Source organism: Prevotella pectinovora, from assembly GCF_041323955.1.
GTDB lineage: Bacteria > Bacteroidota > Bacteroidia > Bacteroidales > Bacteroidaceae > Prevotella > Prevotella pectinovora.
On record NZ_JBGLIV010000001.1, the window covers coordinates 2739009 to 2757919 of the forward strand.

The following is an 18911-nucleotide window of genomic DNA, read 5'->3' on the forward strand; positions in this document are numbered from 1 at the left end:
AACAATTAACATTTAAGACTATCATTATGGAAAACTATGAATGGGCAAAAGAGATGAACTGTGCCGTTACGGTGTGCGACGCCGAAGGCATCATCATCTACCAGAACGACAAGGCGGTGGAAACATACAAGAAACATGGCAACCTGATTGGAAAGAATCTCTACGAGTGTCACTCGGAGAGGTCGAAAGAGATTATCCGCCATCTGCTCGCCACCGGCGGCAGCAACGCCTATACCATTGAGAAACAAGGCGTTCACAAAGTGATTTACCAGACGGCATGGAAGAAGGACGGCAAGGTTGCCGGCATCGTTGAGATATCAATGATTACTCCTGCCGATATGCCTCATTATGTGAGAGGATAACATTTCTTTTCAAAATTAAATAATATTTGAGTCCTTCTCACGTTAGTTAATTTGATGGAAAACAGCAACAACAGCTACTCACACATACTGAAATACACGAGCCTGTTCGGCGGCGTGCAGATGCTCAATATCCTTATCGGACTGGTACGCAACAAGTTAGTTGCCGTATTGCTCGGTCCGGCGGGTATGGGACTCGTGGCTCTTTTCTCATCAACGATAAAGCTCGTGGTGGACTCAACGAACTTCGGTCTCCACATTAGTGCCGTGAGAAACATATCCATGGCATTCGACAACGGCGACGAGAAGTGGCTCAGACACGAGATTGAGGTGTTTCGCCACTGGATTCTCATAACGGCATTGTTCGGTCTCGTGGTCTGTGCCGCACTCAGTTCGCTGCTCAGCGACTGGACTTTCTCATTCGGCGACCACACGTTGCACTTCGTGCTGCTGTCGCCCGTCGTGGCACTCACCACACTGACCGTAGGAGAGACCGCCATACTGAAAGCCACACGACGACTGAAAGCCCTCGCCGTAACTTCTATCTACGGGGCAATCGGTGTGTTCGCCATCTCGGTGCCTATATATTGGATATACAACTATAAAGGCATCGTGCCATCGCTCGTGCTCATGGCACTGGTGCAGGCAATAATAGTGCTGCAGTGTTCCCTGAGGCTCTACCCCCTACAGATGCGGTTCCGCCTCGACTGCATAAAGGAAGGCACGGCATTCCTGCGGCTCGGCATAGCTTTCGTGGTGGCAGGAATGCTCGGCAGCGGTGCGGAACTCGCCATCAGAGCGTATCTCAGCAACGCTTCGGATGTGGACACCGTAGGACTTTACAATGCCATGTATGTGATGATTTTCACATACGCCGGAATGGTGTTCACGGCAATAGACACCGACTATTATCCTCGTCTGTCGGCTATAAAGACGCACGGCGGTAAACTAAACGACACGGTGAACAACCAGATTGAAGTTTCTATGAACATCGTGTCGCCACTCATCGTCCTCTTCATCCTCTTCATGCCCATCCTCCTGCCATTGCTGTATAGCGGCAAGTTCAACGCCGTGATACCGATGCTGCAGGTGGCAGCGCTCTCGATGTATGGCCGCGGAGTGTTCCTGCCGCTGGAATATATAGCACTGTCGAGGGGCAATTCCATGACTTTCCTCACGATAGAGATATTCAGCGACGTGGTACTGGCGAGCCTCGTCATCCTGGGCTTCAACATGTTCGGACTGCTTGGCATCGGCATTGCCATAACAACGGCATATATGCTGGAAATGCTGTTCGCCAGGATGGTATGCAGGATAAAATACAAATACAGGATGTCGTCCACCGTAGTGCGAACCATCCTCTTCCATCTTGCCGTAGGCATCTGCGTCTACGCCTCCACCCACATCGAGAGCAACCTGCTGTATTGTATTGTCGGAACGCTGATATTCTGTGCCGACGCATGGTTCTCACTCAACGTGGTGAAAAAGCATACGGCTATAATGGAGAAACTGAAAGGAAAATTCAAGAAGTTTGTCGGATAGCACAACAAAAGAGGGAGGATTATTCTGGCGGTGATAAAGCCGAACTGCATTGGCATTATTTACCCTTATAGATACGGAACAACGATTTCATATTGCGACACGTGCCGAAAAAGAAATACCATACGGCGAAACATCTCTCCAATGGCGATAGGCGACGCAATACCGCCATTCTATAGCCACCAAACTTGATATTGCGCTCAAAGCCACGGAAATGCGCTATAACGGCTTTTCTCTCGTCAGGGCTTATATTTGCCCACTCACGCATATACAACACGCTGAGGGTGATGTAAATGGCCATAAGCCAGGATTTCAGCTTGGGGAATGACTTGCGGTCGTGGAAAGTATCAGAAAACAGTTTGTCGATCATTACGGCAGTGTCGAGGCGCTGAAACCATCGGATGGAGAAACACTTGGTGATGGCATTCTCGTTGCCTTGATAATAATAGAAAGTGGAATCGCAAAAACCAACCCTTCCGGCGGCGAGGAACTGTAGTCGCGTGTTATATTCGTCACTGTCGTAATGGTTGGTGTCCTGCCTGTCTTCGTCAATGAGCCTTCTGTTTATCAATGCGAAGCCATGGATAGAAAAGTCTATGCTACGATAGAAAGCCTCCTTGCCGGAGAACACCAAGGAATGGTCGCCATTCGGAGGATAAGAACCTTGTACCGCAGAAGTCGTTCCGTCAGCATATTCGAGCAGCATATCGGGTATCACGATGTCGAGACTGCGCTTTTCCGCCTCGCCCACAGCCTTTTCAAGCAAATCAGCATCTATCCTGTCGTCTTGCGACATATAGAAGAAATATTCTCCCTGCGCCCATTTCTCCATCATCGCCAGATTGCGGGCTGTATTCCCCTTGCCGTCGTTATGCTTTGAGAACACACGAATCCTGTTGTCCCTTCTGGCTAACCCGTCGAGAATGGCGCGACTGTCGTCTGTCGACTCATCATCGAGGGCGATAAGTTCCCAGTCAGCAAAGGTCTGGCTGATCACCGAACCGATGCTGCGCTCCAGATATTCGCTGCCGTTATATACCGGCATATAGATAGAAACCTTGGTCATGATGGTGGTTTTTATATGTTGACGAGTTGACGAGTTGACAAGTAACAAGTTGACGAGTTGACAAGTTAACGAGTGGAGGAACAGACAAGCATACATCCCTATCGGAACAGCATACTATTCATCACAGCAACAGCTGCATATCCACAACATCGAGACGCCTGCCAAGTTTATAGCCCACCTGCTTGAAACAGGAAACTTCTTCGAATCCCATACTCCCATGAAAGGCTATGCTGCCCTTGTTTTCTGCCGTTATGCAGGCTATGAGAGAATGGCAACGGCCGGTCTGGCGACATGCCTCTATCAGGAGGTTCATCAGCTTAGAGCCTGCGCCATGCCCCGTGTGCTGCGCATCGAGATATATTGTCACCTCCCAGGTATGCGAATAGGCAGCCCGCTCCTTCCAGAGATGGGCATAGCAATACCCCACTACCCTACCGTCTTGCTCTGCCACAAAACAGGGAAACTCGGCAGCGATATGCTTCACGCGCTCTGACATATCGCCAGTAGTAAGAGGCTCGGTCTCAAAACTGACGGTGGTTTCAGTGACATAATGATTGTATATCCGTGTCATTTCCTCTACGTCGGTAGGACTGAAAGTACGGATAGTGAGTCCGAAAGATGCCGTCGAACCGTTTTTATTCCGGTTTCTCTCTGAAAATTCTTCTTTCCCGTTCATGTTTTCTTTATTTTCCTCCCACAATCGTCTTTATGTCGTTCAGTTTGTTCAGCGCCTCCATCGGCGTGAGGTTGTTTATGTCGAGACCGAGAATCTCGTCGCGCACCTGACACAACACAGGGTCGTCGAGCTGGAAGAAGCTCAGCTGCTCACCGCTGCCCGGCACCGAGATATTGTCTACTGCCGCCTTTCCGGCTGCCCCCACGCCACTGTTGTCAGCCTCAAGCTGCTTGAGAATCACGTTCGCCCTATTGATGATACTCTTCGGCATACCGGCAATCTGCGCCACGTGGATACCGAATGAGTGTTCCGATCCGCCACGCTCCAGTCGGCGCAGGAATATCACCTTGCCGTTTATCTCCTTCACGCTGACGTTGTAGTTCTTTATCCTGCTGAAGTTCTTCTCCATCTCGTTCAGTTCATGATAGTGTGTGGCGAAGAGGGTGCGCGCTGCCGCACGCGGCTGCTCATGCAGATATTCCACTATTGCCCAAGCTATCGAGATGCCGTCGTAGGTACTCGTTCCGCGGCCCAGCTCGTCGAAGAGCACAAGACTGCGCGGCGTCACGTTGTTGAGGATGTTCGAAGCCTCCGTCATCTCCACCATGAATGTGGATTCTCCCATTGAGATATTGTCGCTCGCCCCCACACGTGTGAATATCTTGTCCACGATACCAATCTTGGCACTCTCTGCCGGCACGTAGCATCCTATCTGTGCCATCAACGTTATGAGTGCCGTCTGGCGTAGCAGGGCCGACTTACCCGCCATATTCGGTCCGGTGATGATCATTATCTGCTGCTTCTTGTCGTCAAGATATATGTCGTTGGGCACATACTTCTCTCCCACCGGCATCTGTGTCTCTATCACGGGGTGGCGGCCCTGACGGATATCTATCACGATGTCGTCTTGCAGAATCTGTGGTCTTACGTACCGGTGTTCCTCCGCTGTCTTGGCAAAGGAGAGCAGACAGTCGAGCTGCGCTATGATATGCGCATCCTTCTGAATGGTGTGTATGTAATGCTGGGTGTTCTGCACGAGTTCACCGAAGAGCTTTGTCTCCAGCTGCAGTATCTTGTCTTCGGCTCCGAGAATCTGCTCCTCATATTGTTTCAGTTCCTCGGTGATATATCGTTCCGCCTGTGCGAGCGTCTGCTTCCTTATCCATGTGGCAGGCACCTTGTCTTTGTGGATATTCCTCACTTCAAGATAATATCCGAACACATTGTTGTAGCCGATTTTCAGACTTGATATGCCGGTCTCCTCTGTCTCCCTCTCCTGGATTTTCAGCAGATAGTCCTTGCCGTTATATGCTATGTCGCGCATGCGGTCGAGTTCCTCGTCCACTCCGCTGCGTATCACGTGTCCTTTGTTCACGAGCTGTGGCGGGTCTGGCTCTATCTCCATCTCCAGTCTGTCGCTGAGTTCCTTGCAGGCGTCAATCCTGTCTGCCATCAGCGCGAGAGTCTTGTTTTCCGACCGCTCGCAGGCATCCTTGATAGGCTGCATGCAGAGCAGGGCATTCTTCAGCTGCACCATTTCCCGTGGCGACACACGTCCTGTGGCAACCTTTGCTGTGATGCGTTCCAGGTCGCCCACTCCATTGGTGTTCTCGTCGATGATTTCCCTGAGTGACGTGTCCTTGAAGAATTCCTCCACCACGTCGAGCCGCTTGTTTATGTCGGCGGCATTGCGCAACGGGAAGCACACCCATCTGTTGAGCATTCTGGCTCCCATCGGCGAACAAGTGCGGTCTATTACGTCGATGAGCGAGCATCCGCCGTCCTGCATCGAACGTGTCAGTTCGAGCGAACGCACGGTGAAGCTGTCGAGTCTCACATATCGCTCCTCGTCTATCCGGGATAGCGACGTGATATGGCTGATATGTGTATGCTGCGTGAGTTCCAGATATTGCAGGATGGCTCCGCATGCCACGATACCGCATTTGAGATGGTCTACGCCGAAGCCCTTGAGGTTTTTCACCTCAAAATGCTTGTGCAGTTTCTGGCGGGCGGTCTGTTCATTGAACACCCATTCGTCGAGTTCGAAGGTGAAATGCTTTGTTCCGAAGAAGCGTTCGAAGTCTGCCTTCTTGCCTCTTTCATATAGCACCTCCTTTGGCTGGAAGTTACCTATCAGCTTCTGCACATAGTCGTATGGTCCTTCGGTGGTGAGGAACTCTCCCGTAGAAATATCGAGGAACGCCACTCCGCAGGATGCCTTGCCGAAGTGTATGGCTGCGAGGAAGTTGTTCTCCTTGTAGTTCAGCACGTTGTCGGTCAGGGCAACACCCGGCGTTACAAGTTCGGTGATGCCTCGCTTCACGAGTTTTTTCGTCAGTTTCGGGTCTTCGAGCTGGTCGCAGATAGCCACTCTTCTGCCTGCCCTGATGAGCTTTGGCAGATAGGTGTCGAGGGCATGATGGGGGAATCCAGCCATCTCGGTAGACGGTTTCGTGCCTGAGTTGTTTCTCTTGGTGAGCGTGATGCCGAGGATGCGACTTGCGTCAACGGCGTCGTCGCAGTATGTTTCATAGAAGTCTCCACACCTGAAGAGCAGCAGTGCGTCGGGATGTTTCGCCTTGAGCGAAAAGAACTGCTGCATCATAGGCGTCAGCCCATTGTCGTTTTTTGCCATATTATATGTGAAACTATTGTCGTTTTTGTCTTATGCCCCTGACCGTCTCCTCGCTGCCGCATCACGACGGTATGGATGTGACAATGGGGGCAAGTTGCAAAATTACGTCTTTCGGATTTAAATACCAAGAACGGAAAAGATTTTTTATTCCAAACCGGTCATCAGGAACACTACATTGAACGACCTATGACCGTTTTGGGATTATGGTTGCTTGGCTCATAAAAAAAACGGTGCTCCGCATTATGTAAAGCAACCGGAACAGGTCAGTCCAGCAGTCCTTCTATCGCCAGTCTGTATGAATTGAGTCCGAAGCCGCATATCACTCCCTTACAGGCGGCGGAAATAAAGGAATGGTGGCGGAAGTCTTCACGCTGGTGGACATTGGAGATATGCACCTCTACAACCGGACATTTTATGGCGCGTATGCAGTCGTGCAGGGCAATGCTGGTGTGGGTGTAGGCTCCGGCGTTCAGCACTATGCCGTCGAAAGAGAAGCCCACCTCCTGTATCTTGTTTATCAGTTCTCCCTCAACATTGCTCTGATAGTATTCTATCTCTACGTCGGGATACTGCTCACGCAACTTGGGCAGATAGCTCTCGAAAGACTCACTGCCATATATCCCCGGTTCTCTCACGCCGAGCAGATTGAGATTGGGACCATTCACTATTTGTATCTTCATATTTCTGGATTAGTTTGTTTGTTGCAGCCTTTTTATTACCTTTGCCTTGTATTTCTCTCCTGCCTGGGCATAGCATACTCTGGCGGAGGAGTGCAGGCACTTGGGTGGCTGACATTTGCAAAAGTACAAAATAATAATCATTCGGACAACTATTGACTCGCAAACTGACATGAACGACAACGGCAACTCCAATGCGGAGATGATAAAGCAATACCGCAGATATCTGAAACTGGGAAGAAACTACTCCGAGAACACTCTCAAGGCATATATGGACGACCTGCAGAAGCTGCTCAACTATGCCAACTGCGAGGGACTGGCGCTGACGGAGGTGAAGCTGGATGACCTGCGCAACTTTGCCGCTGCCATCATCGACATCGGCATAAGCCCGAGGTCGCAGGGAAGGATTCTGAGCGGCGTGAGGGCGTTCTACAAGTTTCTGCTCATAGACGGATATATCCAGGAAGACCCTACAGAACTGCTGGAATGGCCCAAGATAGGGGAACATCTGCCAGAGGTGCTGTCGGTGAAGGAGATTGACATGATGGAGGCTGCCGTGGACATGGAGAAATGGGAAGGACAGAGAAACAAGGCAATCATAGAGGTGCTCTTCTGTTGCGGACTGAGAGTCAGCGAACTGACAGACCTGAAGATGTCGGATCTCTTTCTCGACGAGAAGTTCATACGTGTGATAGGAAAGGGCGACAAGGAGAGACTGGTACCGATATCCGAAAGCGCCATACAGGAGCTGAGGTTCTGGTTTGTAGACCGCAACGTGATGAAGATAAAGCCGGGAGAGGAAGACTACGTATTTCTGAACATCCACGGCAAACATCTCACAAGGGCAATGATATTCACCATCGTGAAGAGGCTCGCCGCTGCCGCCGGGATAACGAAGAACGTGAGTCCGCATACGCTGCGCCATTCCTTTGCCACATCGCTCCTTGAAGGCGGTGCCAACCTGCGTGCAATACAGGAGATGATGGGACACGAAAGTATCGGAACGACTCAGATATACACCCACATCGACATGCACACGCTGCGGGAGGAAATACTCGAGCATCATCCAAGAAACATGATGGACAAATAAAATCCACTCTCCTAAAAAGACATAATCCAAGCAAGCCCTGATGAGCGGCTCTGGATGATGCAGGATGATTCAGATATCTGATTTGCAAAAGAATGTCCGCATCATTTGCTCCCTCCAGCAATGATACGGACTGCAAGTTCTCGTTTAGATTTCGTGTTTGATAAAATTCTTACCACTTTTCTTGCTTGCAAAGGTATTCAAAAACATCTGCATCTGCAAGCCCATATTTCCAGGTTATGGTACGAATGGGCCGTATTTTGGATTAAACGACATAAAATAGCAAGATGTGATGTATAAAAAAAGCGATATTTAAGGTATAAAAATACTGACACTCATCAGAGCATCAGTCTTTTTGCAAATTCCCATATCACCATACCTGCCGTGACAGAAACGTTGAGCGAGTGTTTGGTGCCAAACTGTGGTATCTCGAGACAGCAGTCGCTCTTGTCCACTACTTCCTGATGCACTCCCTTCACCTCGTTGCCCATTATCACGGCGAAGCCCTTATGCTTGCCGATATCCGGAACAAAGTCCTGAAGCATCGTGCTGCCCTCACACTGTTCCACGGCACACACCTGATACCCCATGGCATGAAGCTCATCCACGGCATCCGTGGCGTTGTCGAAATACCGCCAGTCCACACTGTCTTCCGCACCGAGCGCCGTTTTGTGAATCTCCGGCATCGGCGGAGTGGCGGTAATGCCACACAGCCATACCGCCTCGATACGGAAGGCATCACCGCTGCGGAACACCGACCCCACATTGTGCAGCGAACGCACATCGTCGAGCATCACGATGAGCGGCATCTTGTCACTCTGCTTGAAGTCGCTCACCGTCATACGGTGCATCTCTATCGTCTTGAGCTTTCTCATTGCTCCTCACTCTTTACCTTATATGCCAACGCATACATGCGTATCTGCTTCACCATGGCGAGCAGACCGTTGGAGCGGGTTGGCGAGAGATGTTCCTTAAGACCGATCTGGTCGATGAAATAGAGGTCGGCAGCGAGGATTTCCTGTGGGGTATGACCGCTCAATACTCTGATGAGCAGCGCTATGATGCCTTTCACGATGAGTGCGTCGCTCTCTGCCGTGAATATTATCTTTCCGTCCACATAGTCTGCCTGCAGCCATACGCGGCTCTGGCATCCGTCGATGAGATTGCTCTCTGTCTTGTATTTGTTGTCGAGTGGTTCCTGCTCGTTGCCCAGGTCTATGAGCAGCTGGTATTTGTCCATCCAATCGGTGAAGTCGGAAAACTCCTCAATCACTTCATCTTGTGCTTCGTTGATTGTCATTGTAGTGTATTTTATTGTTGTTGAAAATCCATTTGAGCGTTGCGGCGTATATGCTTACTCCTCTAACCGCTCCAGTTTGAAGAGCTTGTCGCTTGGTCTCACCTTTGACGGCACAGGCATTGACACGCGCTGTCCCTTGCGGGCTTCTTCCACGGGCTCCAGGTCATAGCGTATCTCGTCGGCATTCATATAGATGACGCCTGTCGTAGGTCCGGTAATGAGCAGCTTGTCGCCCTTCTTGAAGTCGGCTGCCTCGATGGCAAATTCTGCCACGCCGAGCTTTGAGAAGTATTTCACTCCCTTGCCCACATACACCTTCTTCTCCGTAGCACAAGAGCCGTAGTTCTTGTTCCATTCTCCGAGTTTCTGTCCCAGATAGTATCCATCCCAGAAGCCGCGGTTGAAGACGGTGGCGAGACGCTCGTCCCACCGGTCTTTCTTCTCCTCCGTAAAGGTTCCGTCGATAACGCTCTGTATGGCTTCCTTGTAGCATTTCACCACGGTGTAGACATACTCCGGACCGCGTGCCCTGCCTTCTATCTTGAACACTCTGACTCCGCTCTTCATCATCTTGTCGATGAATCGCACGGTCTTCAGGTCTTTAGGACTCATCACGTATTTGTTGTCAATCTCGAGCTGAGTGCCGGTCTCATTGTCGGTCACGGTATACGAACGGCGGCAGAGCTGTATGCACTCTCCGCGGTTGGCTGAACGGTTGGCATTGTCGAGACTGAGATAACACTTGCCGCTGATTGCCATACACAAGGCTCCATGGCAGAACATCTCTATGCGCACGGGCTGTCCTGACGGTCCGCAGATGTTCTGTTCCTCTGCCAGTCTGTGCACCTCTGCCACCTGACTCATGTTGAGTTCACGGGCGAGCACCACTACATCGGCAAACTGCGCATAGAACTTCAGTGCCTCCACGTTAGAGATATTGAGCTGTGTGGAGAGATGAACCTCCTGTCCCACCTTGTTGCAATAGGTCATCACCGCCACGTCGCTGGCTATCACTGCCGAGATGCCTGCCTCTTTGGCTGCATCCACAATCTCGTGCATCAGCGGTATGTCCTCGTTGTAAATGATGGTGTTCACGGTGAGGTAGGTCTTTATGCCATGCTCATTGCAGGTGGCGGCAATCTCGCGAAGGTCATCGATAGTGAACGTGCTGGCAGAGTGTGCCCTCATGTTCAGCTTCTCGATGCCGAAATAAATGGAGTCTGCCCCTGCCTGTATCGCTGCGGCGAGGCTTTCTCTCGACCCCACCGGCGCCATGATCTCAAAGTCGTTTATATTGTAATTCGTCATAATCATTTTATCATATATATTGGCATTAGAGCGCAAAGACGCGCTCTATGCCAATTTACTCGGCAAAAGTAAATAAAACATACCAAAGCGCCAACTTTATCATCGCATTTTCGTCAATCTTCCCAAAACTGGGTGTATACGCCCTTGAAATTATTGTAGTGTTCCATGGTTCTCTGCCTTATTCTCTCATACATGGCATCTGAGTCTATGCCATTCTTCTTGAGGAATGTGTCGAACCACACCTTCGGTGTAGACCATTCCACTTCGCGGCGCTCCGCCGGTTTCATTACCACACCTTCGAAATAGCCTTCTGCCAAGCCTCCATTGTCTACCTGCGTCACCATCTTTGAAGAAACAAACTTGGTGCTGTAGAGCCGGCGGTCCTGTCCTTTCACCCATCCGAACTGCGGCGAGAACGCCTCAAGCTTGCCTAAGGTGATGGAACCGTCTGCTCCCACACCCGTGATCTGTACGCGATACGTCTTTTTATCCATCTCTATTGAAGAGAAGCCGTCGAAATAAAGTCTGGCGAACTGTAGTCCTGCGAATGGATTGCTCTTTGTATTGGTGTCTACCTTCAAGCCGCCTGCCTTTCCGCCTCCGCCGCTGATTATCATCCATTTCTTGCCTTCGTCCATCGTTGCCGCAATAAATGATTTGATGTAGTGTGTCATATCTAAAAGTCTTTGGTTTAGCAAAAAGTCCAGTATTCCATCTGTTATAAAAAAAGCCAAAATGCCATATCCCGCATATATTGATATGAGGAATATGGCATCATATAAGAATAATAAAAGCGTATGCCCTTTATTTCACTTCCCAAATGTCGTTGGTTTCGAGGAGCTCCATGAAGTTGTGATATTTCTTCTTACCCTTCACCTCTTCGATCTGCTCAGCAACGGCAGTCTCATAGGTAGGAGCCTCTACGTCGCGGATTACGCCGAGAGCCACTGGGAATCCATGCTCGTTGTCCATCATGGCGAGCTTCAGCTGCAGGGTGTTGTCCTCACAGTGAGCGTCGTGAACGAGGATGTCCTTCTCTGTGATGCCATTCTCGCCGATCTTCACTACCTTCAGACCGAAGCCCTCCTGCACAAGACCGAACTCGTTGTTCTCACCGAAGATCAGCGGCTCGCCGTGCTTCACGTAGATGGCGTTCTTCTTTCTGCCCTCGCTCTTGTAGATAGAGTCGTAAACACCGTTGTTGAAGATAACGCAGTTCTGCAGAATCTCGCATACAGAAGCACCCTTATGCTGCTTTGCAGCCTTCAGCACCTCTACAGTTCCTGCAGCGTCGGTGGCTACGGCACGTGCGAAGAAACGACCTCTTGCACCGAAGCAAAGCTCTGCCGGACGGAATGGGTCCTCTACAGTACCGAATGGAGAAGACTTGCTGACGAAACCGCGTGGACTGGTAGGAGAATACTGTCCCTTTGTGAGTCCGTAGATACGGTTGTTCAGAAGTATCATATTCAGGTCGATGTTACGACGCATGGCGTGGATGAAGTGGTTACCACCGATAGCAAGACCGTCGCCGTCACCGCTGATCTGCCAGATGGTGAGGTTCGGATTGGCTACCTTGGCACCGGTAGCGATGGCAGCAGCACGTCCGTGGATGGTCTGCATCGCATAGGTATTAACATAGTATGGCAGACGGCTTGAGCATCCGATACCGGAGATTACCGCTGTCTCGTATGGCGGAACGCCTAATTCTGCCATCGCCTTATGTAGCGAAGCCAAGAAGAAGTGGTCGCCGCAACCAGGACACCAACGTGGCTGTCCTTTCTTATAATCTTGTATTGTGAACATTGTCAATGAAAAATTAGACGTTTATATTACTTGTTAATGATTTCCTCAAAGCTTTCCACCAACTCGCTTACAACGAATGGCTGTCCCTTCACCTGGTTGAACTGATATGGCACGAAGCCGTCAACCTTGGCACGCAGATAGGCAGCAAGCTGACCGAGGTTCTGCTCTGCCACTACCACCTTCTTGTATTTCATGAGCACCTCTGCGGTGTTCTTTGGCAGCGGGTTGATGAACTTGAACTGTGCAGCAGCCACCTTGTGACCCTTCTTGCGCAGCTCTTCCATAGCTGAATAAAGATGTCCGGCAGTACCGCCGAAACCTACAATGAGCAGTTCTGCATCGTCCTTGTCGCCCAATACCTCAAGGTCTGGAACAGGGATGCGAGCCACCTTGCCTGCTCTCAGGCGACACATCTTGTCGTGGTTCTCAGGATCTGTAGAGATAGCTCCGGTGTCGCTGTCCTTCTCCAGTCCGCCGAGGATATGAGTGAAGCCCTCACGTCCAGGGATACCCCAATAGCGAACAAGAGTCTCCTCGTCTCTCTTATATGGAGTGTAGTTGCCCTTCATGCTCTCTGGAGCATAGTGAGGATGAATCTCAGGAAGCTCAGCGATGTTAGGGAGTTTCCAGGCTGCAGAACCGTTGGCCACGTATGCGTCGGTGAGGAGCAATACCGGTGTGAGGTGCTCAACGGCAATCTTTGCTGCGCTGTAGACAGCGTCGAAACAGTCGGTAGGACTTGTAGCTGCGATTACAGGCATTGGAGACTCACCGTTTCTTCCGTAGAGAGCCTGCAGCAAGTCTGTCTGCTCGCTCTTTGTAGGCAGACCTGTAGAAGGACCGCCACGCTGCACATCGATGATGACGAGAGGCAGCTCGTCGATAACGGCGAGGTTGATGGCCTCTGACTTCAAGCAAACGCCAGGACCTGAAGTTGATGTGGCTGCCATAGCTCCGGCGAATGATGCGCCGACAGCACTTGCACAACCGGAAATCTCATCCTCACACTGCACGGTGGTCACTCCGAGAGACTTGTGCTTTGCGAGCTCATGGAGCACGTCGGTAGCCGGTGTGATAGGATAAGAACCGAGGAAGAGCTTCATGCCAGCCTTCTCGGCAGCGGCGATAAGACCGTAGGCAGTAGCCTTGTTGCCGGTGATGTCCATATAGCGGCCTTTCACCTTATTCTTTGACTCGATGCGGTATGTAGCAGGCACACCGGCATGAGTATTGTGTCCGTAGTTGAAACCTGCGTTAACCACCTTGATGTTGTTCTCGGCGATCTGAGGCTTCTTGGCGAACTTCTCTCTCAGGAAATTCTCAACGAGAGTGACATCGCGGTTGAAGAGCCAGCATACGATACCAAGAGCAAACATGTTTCTACACTTCATGATGGCCTTGTTGTCCATGCCGGAGTCGGCAAGACAATCCTTCACCATCTTTGTGATAGGACAAGCCACTACTCTATCCTCATCGATGCCCATCTCTGCGAGATAGTCGGCTGTCTTGAATTCAGCCTTCTCCAGATCCTTGGGACCGAAGCTGTCGGTGTCGATGATGATTGTAGCCTGTGGTTTAGCATGCTTGTACTGTGTCTTCAATGCAGCGGCGTTCATAGCCACCAGTACATCGCACTTGTCACCAGGGGTATAAACCTTTCCCTCACCGATGTGAACCTGGAAACCAGATACGCCGGTCAGCGATCCTTGCGGGGCGCGGATGTCTGCTGGATAGTCAGGGAATGTTGAGATTCCGTTGCCGATGGTGGCTGAAACCGTGGAGAAGATGTTACCGGCGAGCTGCATACCGTCGCCTGAGTCGCCTGAGAAGCGTACTACTACCTGCTCCAACTCTTTTACTTCCAAATTTTCTGCCATAGAATTTACAGTATTGATGAATGATTTTTCATTTATTAGTCTTAATCCAAGAAGCTCCGGCTATGCACAGGACATAGAAAGAGCCATGCTTTTCAACAAAGTAATGCAAAGTTCGGAAACTTTAATGAAAGTTCAAAGCTTTTTCCCAAAATAATTTCATTACATATTGAAAACCACGTGTATTTTCACTCTCAATGCTGAATTTGTGTCATTATCCCATACCGATATATATATACAACGGAGTTGTCAGCCTTACACATTGTCAGATATATATCATACAGCATCTGACTTCAAAAATGTCTTCATGAAGTTTAGGACATTCTTTTATATACTGCGCACAATTGTATATGTCTTCCTTATATGAGAACCTATTTCATTCTAACCATTCTACACCATTTTAATACACCATTATGAATTTTGTCAAACACTCCCTTCAAATCAAAATGTACTTATACGAATCACACAGCAATAATTATAGTAAGGACTTTGGAGTGAACTTTCAGCGAACTTATAACGAACTTTCAAATTAAAGTATTACCTTTGCGCAGAAAAATGAAATTATAATTAAGAATCAAGATGTTAAGTACACCCGTTGGCGGAATTAATTTAAGTTGATAAACGCAAGTGAAAAGGTTGTACATATCGGGCGCAACCGACAAACCCTGTGGGGAGGGTGTACGGACGCTAACCCAAAACTGTTGCTAAACGATACATGAAGAAAGGTATATCTCTGACTCCTTTCACTTGTGCCCGGAAGCATTTGATTTTTGAGTTCAGCGATTCTGCTGAGGCATTTGTCTGACGTTCGATGAAGTAGTTCAGTATCTCATCCTCATAGAATTTAATGGTATCGCGTACGGACTTTATCTCTCGCAGAGAGCATGCTGCAACTTTCTCATACCACTCTTCCAGCTTCTCCTTTGCAGTTTCCCTGGTGAGTTTCTTGTTACGGAATACGGCTCTGAGGGAATTGATTAGATTGTATGCTTCCTCCAGTTTGGGATATCGTTCAAAGAGAATCTTCGCACGCTTTTCCTGTACCAGGCTCCATTTCTCCCGGCTCATGGATAGTTGCTTGCGACACCTGGTCAGTGCTTCTACGAGTGTTTCTCCGTTAACAAGCCTTGGAGGTTCAAATCGGGCGTTCAGCCTCTTTGGCTTCTTGCCACGTTTACTTTTCTTCCACTTCTTTCCGTATTTTGCCCTCATCCTCTCCCGATAAGCCTTTCTCTGCGCTGCAAGTCCTTTGAGATATTTGCGGAACTCAGCCTTCTGCCTGTTCACCTTCTTTACAGCTTCTCGTTTCAGACGCAGGCGTATCTCCTCGCATCCCTCTCCGCCTCTTTTGACAACATGGAAGCAGTCACGTATAACAGTGGCTTTGGGGAATGCTTCCCGTGCTATGGCACGCATGCAATCAGAAAGGTCCATCGTAATGCTCCCGACCATTTCACGCTTATCCGCAGGCAGTTGCATGAGCACCCTCAGGACATCAGAAGGATTCGTTCCCTTGTCTACCGCAACGATTGCGCCCTTGCGGCCATGGGATTCCTTGTTGTGGACAATGGTATACAGCTCGCCTTGGAGGGAGGTCTCGTCTATGCCATGCTCCTTGCCTGCGTTTTGCGGAAGAAGAATCCATTCAGAGGCATGACCCTTCTGCTCCCACGTCTCAAAGTCACTCAGGGTGTCTTTGTATCTCTTCGCAAACGTGGAGCTGTTGATCATGTATGTGTAGCCTATCTGACGAGCGGTTATCGTCTCATTGTCCATCCGCTTTCTTTAAAAAAAGCGCGAAGTCTTTCGAGTATCGCGTGCCAGGATGCTTCAACTGTATCTTCTTGTCGAGATCCACAGACCTGGTTGTGCCGTCTGGCATCGTCCAGCGACGCCTGCGGACATGGAGGACTGTTTTCTTGTCACGTGTCGGGAAATCAAGAAGACATGACTCCTCGCCGAAACCATCGCTCACAGAGCCACTCATGTCTGGAGTGCGATTGTCGCGTTCATCAAGATAGATATGAAGCTCGGTTGTGTATAGGACTTCGGTGTCCTGTGTCGGAATCTCAGTGAAGTCTGTCACTTCAAAGTACTCAAGGATACCTGTAGGGAGAAAATATGAGGCAAGGCCTTCATACATATTTATGTTGCTGCTACGATTCATAGTGCAAAGGTACTAACTTTGGGGGCAATTATGTATCGTTTAGCAACAGTTTTGGGTTAGCGTCCGTACACCCTCCCCACAGGGTTTGTCGGTTGCGCCTATCATTCCCGTAAACAAGCCATGCAAGCCTTCTGCAAGGGCAAACTGGTCGGCATTGCACCATATAGCTACGATGTTTTCACCATGCTTACGTAGATGATAAGCGTGGGCATGACTAACAATGACCTTATCATACTCGTCCTTGCTGTCATCCGCACGAAAGAACAGTCCTTCGTCTGAGCCATGCCCCAGCAACATGATGCGCTCCTGTGTAGAGACATGATGCAGCAGATGCCCCATCTCTTTAGTCGAACGATAGTTGTCAACAACTTGTGCTTCCAGCCCGTCATACAAGGCTGAAAGCATCGCCGTGGTCTTATCTTTTGGATGTATCACTAACATGCTCCTTACCTGTTTTTATTTAAAAGTGAAATTGATAATTCGTGCTACAGCTTGCACATCACTTATGGAGAGCGTTTGATGAACACCCACAAAAAAAGTTGTGTCTGCCATATTGATAGCATTTTGTTGAACTTCGTAATCTATAAATTTCCCAAAAGCCGGCTGTGTACAAGTTGCGCCTCCCATCAGAGTACGTATTTCCACACCTTTTGGCGATAGTTGTTCCCAAGCGTCTCTTACATTCATCCCGTTTACCAATTGTATGGGAAACACAAATACCCTAATTGATGGATTGAACAGCGTTATGTCAAAATAGTACCGAATTAAGAGAACTGAGTAACTTCAACTTATGTTCAGCCAGTAATCCCAATTATATAGATGCCATAAGCAAAAATTCCTTTCCATTTGTGATGCATGGAAGGGATTTATTTTATATGCCGTAGTTATCGGAATACCGCGACGTGTATCATTTGACGATATATCTACTGCTCAAAAACAATCTTGTTTATCCAAAAGATTAGATAACCGGCGTGAAAATCCATTAAGGATTTTTATTTTATCAAGATTTTCTTCCCATTACAGATATAGATGTTTCCCGAAGTTGGATTTTCTACTTTTCTTCCTAATAAATCGTAGTAATTACCGTTATCTTCTTTCCCATCAATTATAACACTGTCCGTACCGGAAGATGGGAAATCGTCTGTTTCTATGAAATTGGTAAAATAATTCCATCCGTAAGCAGAAGCATACAAATGGGAAGTTCCAACTGGGACATAAACTGGAATGTTGTTTGGAGTACACAAATGACCGGGCTGACCTGATATGGGCCCGAATGTATGGTTACGTCCTTTATTTGATGGATCCTCATCGCATATAGGTGGAGTTAGTGCGCTACAATATATTGCTTCCAATGACTGAAGATATTGACAAGAAGCACCGCCTAAATATGTTAATGATGAGGGGAATACTAAGTTTTTGAGTGCGCTACAGTACCAGAATGCATTAGATTCAATCTCTTTTAATCCTTCGGATAATGATATCTCGGATAATGCCATACACGCAGATAATGCGTCTGCCCCAATTATATCAATGGTGGATGGAATATCAAATTCCAATAAATTAATATCGTTATATACAAAGCAGTTTGGTATAGCGTTTACTCCGTATGGCAAGTTTATTTTTTTTAATCTGTGATTTAGTGCGAATTGATGAGTGCCTGAAAAATCCAGGCAAGAGGCAGGGAGTAAAACTTCCTCAAGGTCAGACGAGTAAAATGCAGCATTGCCTATTGACAGCAAGCCATCGGGGAAATTTATACGCTTAATTTTAGACCGATAAAATGCCCCTTCTCCTATGTGTTTTATTGTGGTCGGGAGTTTTATTTCATCTAATGACTCGCAATTCATAAAACACATTGCAGGTATATCCATCAAACCTTCAGGTAGTTGCATAGGATTAGTCGCTAATGACATACAATCGGAAAAGCAATATATTCCAAGATTTTGCAATTTAGACGGGATATTGATGGATTCTAAGTGTATCGCATATGAGAATGCAAAATCTCCAATGGTTTTAATTTGGTTTGGCAGGATTATTTTTCTAAGGGAAATTACGTATATTGTCCCGTCATCTTGTAATTGTTCATCCTGATGCCAGAATGCTCTTGACGGAATAATATCATTTTCAACAGCGGCACCTTCCAGATTAATGACCGATAGGTTTCCATTAAATGTTGCACTCCAGAGAGCATTGAAATCTCTGTCGTTAATAGTCCCCTTTATAACAATAGAATCAATATCGTTTATATTAGAACCAATAATATCTGATAATGTTCCGGGAACCGTTACAGTTACCTCTCTATAGTTTTGATTGTTAAAAGCCTTTAATGGTTTTCTGGAAACGATTCCCTTTTTTAATGGAATCATATTGACGATGCTATCTGTCATATTCGGATACGAATTATCCTTATATAGGTT

The 18911-nt window shown here is 48.5% G+C and carries 18 protein-coding genes; 3 read left to right on the forward strand and 15 right to left on the reverse strand.

Annotated features, from left to right (window positions below; translation table 11 throughout):
• Positions 1–26 precede the first annotated feature (26 nt).
• Positions 27–362 (forward strand): hypothetical protein, encoded by a 336-nt coding sequence (locus ACDC99_RS10660; protein WP_022316891.1) that lies wholly within the window; start codon positions 27–29, stop codon positions 360–362.
• Positions 363–416: 54 nt separating this feature from the next.
• A complete protein-coding gene (locus ACDC99_RS10665; RefSeq protein ID WP_044074427.1) occupies positions 417–1901 on the forward strand; it encodes an oligosaccharide flippase family protein in 1485 nt (494 codons plus the stop codon).
• Between the two features lie 55 nt (positions 1902–1956).
• On the opposite strand, the gene ACDC99_RS10670 is transcribed toward ACDC99_RS10665, so the two are convergent.
• From ACDC99_RS10670 to aroQ, 4 genes are all read right to left on the reverse strand, one after another.
• Positions 1957–2964: a glycosyltransferase family 2 protein gene (locus ACDC99_RS10670; RefSeq protein WP_370756724.1), complete on the reverse strand. Its 1008-nt coding sequence runs from the start codon at positions 2962–2964 to the stop codon at positions 1957–1959.
• A gap of 121 nt (positions 2965–3085) precedes the next feature.
• The gene (locus tag ACDC99_RS10675; protein WP_370756725.1) at positions 3086–3640 is read right to left on the reverse strand and encodes a GNAT family N-acetyltransferase; all 555 of its coding nucleotides are present in this window, start codon (positions 3638–3640) and stop codon (positions 3086–3088) included.
• A 7-nt stretch (positions 3641–3647) separates the two neighbouring features.
• Positions 3648–6275 (reverse strand): DNA mismatch repair protein MutS, encoded by a 2628-nt coding sequence (gene mutS, locus ACDC99_RS10680; RefSeq protein ID WP_044065687.1) that lies wholly within the window; start codon positions 6273–6275, stop codon positions 3648–3650.
• A gap of 263 nt (positions 6276–6538) precedes the next feature.
• Positions 6539–6955 carry a type II 3-dehydroquinate dehydratase gene (aroQ, locus tag ACDC99_RS10685; RefSeq protein ID WP_042518082.1) on the reverse strand — a complete coding sequence of 139 codons (417 nt, stop codon included), beginning with the start codon at positions 6953–6955 and terminating at the stop codon, positions 6539–6541.
• Positions 6956–7124: 169 nt separating this feature from the next.
• Between aroQ and xerA the strand changes: the two genes are divergently transcribed.
• On the forward strand, positions 7125–8042 hold the full coding sequence (xerA, locus tag ACDC99_RS10690) for a site-specific tyrosine recombinase/integron integrase (protein ID WP_042518080.1): 918 nt from the start codon (positions 7125–7127) through the stop codon (positions 8040–8042).
• A 335-nt stretch (positions 8043–8377) separates the two neighbouring features.
• Here xerA and ACDC99_RS10695 read toward each other — a convergent pair whose 3' ends face one another.
• The 11 genes from ACDC99_RS10695 to ACDC99_RS10745 form a co-directional block, all read right to left on the reverse strand.
• Positions 8378–8914 (reverse strand): RNA methyltransferase, encoded by a 537-nt coding sequence (locus ACDC99_RS10695; RefSeq protein ID WP_042518078.1) that lies wholly within the window; start codon positions 8912–8914, stop codon positions 8378–8380.
• Positions 8911–9339, reverse strand: a complete 429-nt coding sequence (locus ACDC99_RS10700) for a SufE family protein (protein WP_044074431.1) — start codon at positions 9337–9339, stop codon at positions 8911–8913. Before ACDC99_RS10700 ends, ACDC99_RS10695 begins: the two co-directional genes overlap by 4 nt.
• Positions 9340–9393: 54 nt before the next feature.
• A complete protein-coding gene (locus tag ACDC99_RS10705; RefSeq protein WP_370756726.1) occupies positions 9394–10647 on the reverse strand; it encodes a peptidase U32 family protein in 1254 nt (417 codons plus the stop codon).
• Between the two features lie 113 nt (positions 10648–10760).
• Positions 10761–11321, reverse strand: a complete 561-nt coding sequence (locus ACDC99_RS10710) for a hypothetical protein (RefSeq protein ID WP_370756727.1) — start codon at positions 11319–11321, stop codon at positions 10761–10763.
• Between the two features lie 130 nt (positions 11322–11451).
• The gene (locus tag ACDC99_RS10715; RefSeq protein WP_022316903.1) at positions 11452–12453 is read right to left on the reverse strand and encodes a 2-oxoacid:ferredoxin oxidoreductase subunit beta; all 1002 of its coding nucleotides are present in this window, start codon (positions 12451–12453) and stop codon (positions 11452–11454) included.
• Between the two features lie 26 nt (positions 12454–12479).
• Complete coding sequence (locus ACDC99_RS10720) at positions 12480–14330, reverse strand: 2-oxoacid:acceptor oxidoreductase subunit alpha (protein ID WP_044073565.1); 1851 nt, start codon at positions 14328–14330, stop codon at positions 12480–12482.
• Positions 14331–15014: 684 nt separating this feature from the next.
• The gene (locus tag ACDC99_RS10725; protein WP_288967559.1) at positions 15015–16103 is read right to left on the reverse strand and encodes a transposase; all 1089 of its coding nucleotides are present in this window, start codon (positions 16101–16103) and stop codon (positions 15015–15017) included.
• Positions 16093–16470, reverse strand: coding sequence for an ISAon1 family transposase N-terminal region protein (locus tag ACDC99_RS10730; RefSeq protein ID WP_303221763.1), 378 nt, complete (start codon positions 16468–16470; stop codon positions 16093–16095). Before ACDC99_RS10730 ends, ACDC99_RS10725 begins: the two co-directional genes overlap by 11 nt.
• A gap of 63 nt (positions 16471–16533) precedes the next feature.
• On the reverse strand, positions 16534–16935 hold the full coding sequence (locus ACDC99_RS10735) for a hypothetical protein (RefSeq protein WP_370756728.1): 402 nt from the start codon (positions 16933–16935) through the stop codon (positions 16534–16536).
• A 15-nt stretch (positions 16936–16950) separates the two neighbouring features.
• Complete coding sequence (locus tag ACDC99_RS10740; protein ID WP_288967562.1) at positions 16951–17181, reverse strand: hypothetical protein; 231 nt, start codon at positions 17179–17181, stop codon at positions 16951–16953.
• A 305-nt stretch (positions 17182–17486) separates the two neighbouring features.
• Positions 17487–18881: a leucine-rich repeat domain-containing protein gene (locus ACDC99_RS10745; protein ID WP_370756729.1), complete on the reverse strand. Its 1395-nt coding sequence runs from the start codon at positions 18879–18881 to the stop codon at positions 17487–17489.
• Positions 18882–18911: the final 30 nt, after the last annotated feature.